This window comes from Xanthobacter sp. BG11Y11_SDJG, from assembly GCF_057364445.1.
This window is the reverse complement of sequence record NZ_JBNFNU010000316.1, coordinates 1-5,015: the sequence shown is the minus strand read 5'-3', so window position 1 is coordinate 5,015 and position 5,015 is coordinate 1. Positions and strand designations below refer to the sequence as shown.

3 protein-coding genes and 1 pseudogene are annotated in these 5,015 nt (G+C 68.8%); 3 read left to right on the top strand and 1 reads right to left on the bottom strand.

Going from position 1 to position 5,015, the window contains the following annotated elements; all coding sequences use genetic code 11:
* Positions 1–136 precede the first annotated feature (136 nt).
* The gene (locus AC2W7M_RS19600) at positions 137–664 is read right to left on the bottom strand and encodes a MarR family winged helix-turn-helix transcriptional regulator (RefSeq protein WP_486134232.1); all 528 of its coding nucleotides are present in this window, start codon (positions 662–664) and stop codon (positions 137–139) included.
* A gap of 418 nt (positions 665–1,082) precedes the next feature.
* Between AC2W7M_RS19600 and AC2W7M_RS19595 the strand changes: the two genes are divergently transcribed.
* From AC2W7M_RS19595 to AC2W7M_RS19585, 3 genes and pseudogenes are all read left to right on the top strand, one after another.
* Positions 1,083–3,083, top strand: coding sequence for an oxidoreductase (locus AC2W7M_RS19595; protein WP_486134230.1), 2,001 nt, complete (start codon positions 1,083–1,085; stop codon positions 3,081–3,083).
* Between the two features lie 79 nt (positions 3,084–3,162).
* Positions 3,163–4,793: pseudogene (locus tag AC2W7M_RS19590) on the top strand (AMP-binding protein).
* 83 nt (positions 4,794–4,876) lie between these two features.
* The coding region (locus tag AC2W7M_RS19585) for an SDR family NAD(P)-dependent oxidoreductase (protein ID WP_486134233.1) at positions 4,877–5,015 on the top strand (139 nt) is incomplete at its 3' end.

Genomic DNA, 5,015 nt, shown 5'->3' with positions numbered 1-5,015 from the left:
CCAGGCGATGCAGCCCATGTATGTGGTGCGCATCAACAACGGCAAGTTCGACATCATCGACAAGGTCTCGGCCGAGGACGCCATCGGCCCCGACACCTGCACCCGCTTCTGAGCCGGAACGGACCGCCGCGGCCCCTCACGGCCGCGGCGGTCCGCCGGGCGTCTGCTCCTCGTCGGCAGCGAGCGAGGGCGGCTTGTAGCCGATCTCCACGGTGAGGAGCTGTGATTGCAGCTTGCCGAGGAAGTGCACCAGCGAGGCGCGCTCGTCGAAGCTGAATCCGGCCGCCGCCTGCCGGTAGAACTCGAAGATCTTGTTTCTGAGGTCCGGCCACAGCCGGTGACCGGCGGGAGTGAGCCGCACCAGGCGGGCGCGGCGGTCGTTCGGGTCGGTGGCGCGCTCGACGATGCCGCCGCGCTCCAGGCGCTTGATGACGCCGTCGAGATTCTGGCGGCTGACCACGAGGTATTCCGCAAGGTCGCCGAACGCCATGCCCTCCGGGCGGTGCTTCTGCGACAGGGCGCCGATGACCGCCCACTGCACCGTCGTCACCCCGAGCTCCTTCACGGACTGGCGCTGCAATGTATTGCCGAGCTGGAACAGGCGAAAGAATATTCGATTGTTCAGCTGGTCGGCGGAGCCCTGCTCCTCGTGCTGCGCAGCCAAACCCTCTTCCCCTGAAGCATTCACGCGGCCGGCTCCGGTTCGATCATCGTTCAGGCGCTCATGCGCTCCGCGCGGCGCCCGATCCCTGGGCCACCATAGTCGGCAACGCTGCCGCGCTCCAGAGCACCGCATCCCGCGCCCGCAGGCCAAAATCGTGCGTCGATGATAGCGGCATTCATGACAATATATTGATCTAAATGGGGTGCCAAATGAAGAGCCTTCCGCCCCCAATATGCCGCGTCACCATGCTGCGTTGCACATAAATGACGCTACAGCGCGGTCGAAACGGTCCCTCGACGGTGCGCAGGGCACTGGTGAGAAAGGCAAAGATATTGACATTAATCCGACGCCCCGTTTATTCATTGGAACAATGACAAGGCGCGCCTTGCGGCGCGCGACGGCTGTGGAGGATCTGCCCATGAGCGCGGCCCGTTCGGCGCTGCTTCAGCCCATTTCGGTCGGCGGCGTGACGCTGGCCAACCGCGTCGTCATGGGCTCGATGCACACCGGATTGGAATCCCATCCCGAGCGCTTCGACGAGCTGGGCCGCTTCTATGGCGCGCGCGCCGAGGGCGGCGTCGGGCTGGTGGTCACGGGCGGCTTCTCCCCTACCTTCGCGGGGCGCATGAAGGACGAGCCGGGCACGTTCGAGCGGCCGGACCAGGTGGACGCCCACCGGCACATCGTCGCGCCGGTCCATGCCGCCGGCGGCCGCATCATCCTGCAGATCCTGCATGCCGGCCGCTACGGCTACCACTCGGCCATCGTCGCCCCCTCGGCGATCCGCGCGCCCATCAACAAGGAGACGCCGCGCGAACTGCCCGCCGACGAGATCGAGGCGACCATCGCCGCTTATGCCAACACCGCGCGCCTCGCGCGGGAGGCGGGCTATGACGGCGTCGAGGTGATGGGCTCGGAGGGCTATCTCATCAGCGAGTTCCTGGCGACCCGCACCAACCACCGCACCGACGACTGGGGCGGCGCGCTGGAGAACCGCGCGCGCTTCCCGCTCGCCGTGGTCCGCGCGGTGCGCGCGGCGCTCGGTCCGGGGGCGATCCTGTCCTACCGCATCTCCGCGCTGGAGCTGATCGAGGGCGGCCTCAGCGAAGCGGACACGCTCTGGCTGGCGAAGGAGGTGGAGAAGGCGGGTGCGGACTGCCTGTCCACCGGCATCGGCTGGCATGAATCCACCGTGCCCACCATCGCCGGCACGGTGCCACACGCGGCCTTCGCGGAGGCGACGCGCCGCATCAAGGCGGCGGTGTCCATCCCCGTCACCGCCAGCAACCGCATCAACCTGCCGGACGACGGCGCGCGTCTGATCGCGGAGGGGGCGGCCGACCTCATCTCCATGGCCCGCCCGTTCCTTGCGGATGCGGCCTTCGTCAACAAGGTGCGCGACGGGCGGCCCGACCTCATCAATGTCTGCATCGCCTGCAACCAGGCCTGCCTCGACCACTATTTCACCAGCCAGGTGATCTCCTGCCTGGTCAATCCGCGCGCGCTGCGCGAGGGTGAATTCTCCGATGCACCGGCGGCGGACGCCAAGCGCGTCGCCGTGGTGGGCGGCGGCGTCGCCGGCATCGCCGCGGCGCTGGAGGCGGGACGGCGCGGCCACCACACCACACTCTATGAAGCCGCGCCCGAGATCGGCGGCCAGTTCACTTTGGCCGCGCAGGTGCCGGGCAAGGAGGATTACGGCCTCGCCATCGACGGCTTCCGGCGCCAGCTCGAAGAGGTGGGAGTGCAGGTGCGCACCGGCGCGCGGGTCAGCATCGAGGCGCTCGGGCGCAGCAACTATGACGAAGTGATCATCTCCACCGGCGTCAGCGCCCGCCCCATCGACATTCCCGGCGCCGACGATCCCCGCGTGGTGGGCTACACCGACATCCTCGACGGCACCGTGAAGGCCGGCGCGCGGGTGGTGGTGATCGGCGCCGGCGGCATCGGCCACGACGTGGCGCTGTTCCTCGCCGCGGGCGAGGAAGGAGAGCGCCAGTCGATCGCGGAATTCGAGGAGCGCTGGGGCATTGCCGGCGGCGCGCGCCACATTCCGTCCGCCCGCCGGCAGGTCACCATGGTGAAGCGCTCGCCCGGCGGCTTCGGCAAGACGCTGGGCAAGAGCACCGGCTGGATCCTGCGTCAGGAACTCAAGGACCTCGGCGTGCGCCAGATCGCCGATGCGCGCTACCTGAAGATCGATGCGGACGGCCTCCATGTCGCGGTGGGGGACGCTGTGGAGGTGCTGCCGGCCGACACCATCGTGGTCTGCGCCGGCCAGGAGTCCGATCGCAGCCTCGCCGACGAGCTGGAGGCGCGCGGCCAGAGCGTCCACGTGGTGGGCGGCGCCCGGCTTGCGGGAGAGCTCGACGCCAAGCGGGCGATCCTGGAGGGCGCCGTGGCCGGCAACCGCATCTGATGTCGCGCAGCTATTGACGCCCGCAGCCGGAGCCATCGCACGCTCCGGGAAACAAAGCGGGCGCTGGAGGGAGGATGCCGTGACGCTCGACCTGGACGCCCCCTTTCTGCAACGCCGGGACGCGAATTTCCGGCCGCTGACGCCGCTGAACTTCCTGTTCCGGTCGGCGGACGTGTTCCCGGACCGCACCGCCATCGTCTATGGCGATCGGCGCGTGACCTGGCGGGACTATGCCCGGCGATGTCTCAAGCTCGCCTCGGCGCTGAGGCGGGCCGGCATCGGGAAGGGCGATGTGGTGGCGCTGCTCGCCCCCAACATCCCGGCGGTGCTGGAGGCCCATTTCGGGGTGCCGCTCGCGGGCGGCATCATCAACACCATCAATATCCGGCTCGATGCGGCAGCCGTCGCCTTCATCCTGGAGCACGGCGAGGCCAAGGTGCTGCTGGTGGACCCGCAATTCAGCGCCATCGGCTGCGAGGCGCTTGCGCTCCTGCCGGTGAAGCCGCTGGTGGTCGACATCGAGGACGACTTGGCGGAGGGCGGCGAGCGGATCGGCGACCTCACCTACGAGGAGCTTCTCGCCTCCGGCAGCGAAGACGACAACGTGGTCTGGCCGCAGGACGAGTTCGAGACCATCTCGCTGAACTACACCTCCGGCACCACGGGCAACCCGAAGGGCGCGCTCTACCACCATCGCGGCGCCTATCTGAACGCGCTCGGTCAGCTGCTGCACCACAAGATGGATGCGGACTCGGTCTATCTGTGGACCCTGCCCATGTTCCACTGCAACGGCTGGTGCTTCACCTGGGCGGTGGCGGCGGTGGGCGCGACCCATGTCTGCCTGCGCAAGATGGTGGCCGAGCAGGTGTTCGACCTCATCGCGGCCACCGGCGTCACCCATTTCTGCGGCGCGCCACGGTGCTCGGCATGCTGGTGGACGGGGCGGAGCGTTCCGGCAAGCGGCTGGGCGCCCCTGTCGCCGTGATGACCGCGGGCTCGGCACCGCCCGCACCGGTGCTGAAGGCGGCCGAGGACCTCGGCTTTGTCGTGCGCCATGTCTATGGCACCACCGAGCTGCACGGCGTCGTCTCGCTGTGCGACTGGCACCGCGAATGGGACGGCCTGCCCGGCACCGAGCGCTCGCGCATGATGGCGCGCCAGGGTGTGCGCACCGTCGTCACCGACGAGATGATGGTCGCCGACCCGGTCACGCTCGCGCCGGTGCCGCGCTCCGGCGAGGCGATGGGCGAGGTGATGTTCCGCGGCAATATGGGGATGAAGGGCTACCTCAAGAATCCCTCGGCCACGGAGGCGGCGTTCGCCGGCGGCTGGTACCGCACCGGCGACCTCGCGGTGGTGCACCTCAACGGGTACATCGACATCAAGGACCGCTCCAAGGACATCATCATCTCCGGCGGCGAGAACATCTCCTCCATCGAGGTGGAGGAGGTGCTCTACCAGCACCCGGCGGTGGCCTCGGCGGCGGTGATCGCCATGAAGCACGACCATTGGGGCGAGCGGCCCTGCGCCTTCGTGGAGCTGAAGGCGGAGGGCTCGCTCACCGCCGAAGAGCTGCTCGACTTCTGCCGCGGCCGGCTCGCCAAGTTCAAGGTCCCGGACCGCGTAATCTTCGGACCGATCGAGCGCACGGCGACGGGCAAGGTGCAGAAGTTCAAGCTGCGCAGCCTGATCCAGGACCAGGGGCATTAGGACCAGCTTCGATCATGAGGCGCCCCCGTCATCCCCCGACTTGTCCGGGGCACGACCGTGCTTGAACGACAGAGGATCGACACATGAGAGGCCTGAAGGACCGCGTCGCCATCGTCACCGGGGCGGCCGGCGGCATCGGCCAGGCGATCTGCCGGCGCTTCGTCGCGGAGGGCGTGCGACTCGCCGCCGCGGACGTCAACGGCCCCGCGCTCGCCGGCCTCG

Bases quoted from the DNA above. Each gene is read 5' to 3' on its own strand.
- AC2W7M_RS19595 (WP_486134230.1), top strand. From the start codon at position 1,083: ATGAGCGCGGCCCGTTCGGCGCTGCTTCAGCCCATTTCGGTCGGCGGC.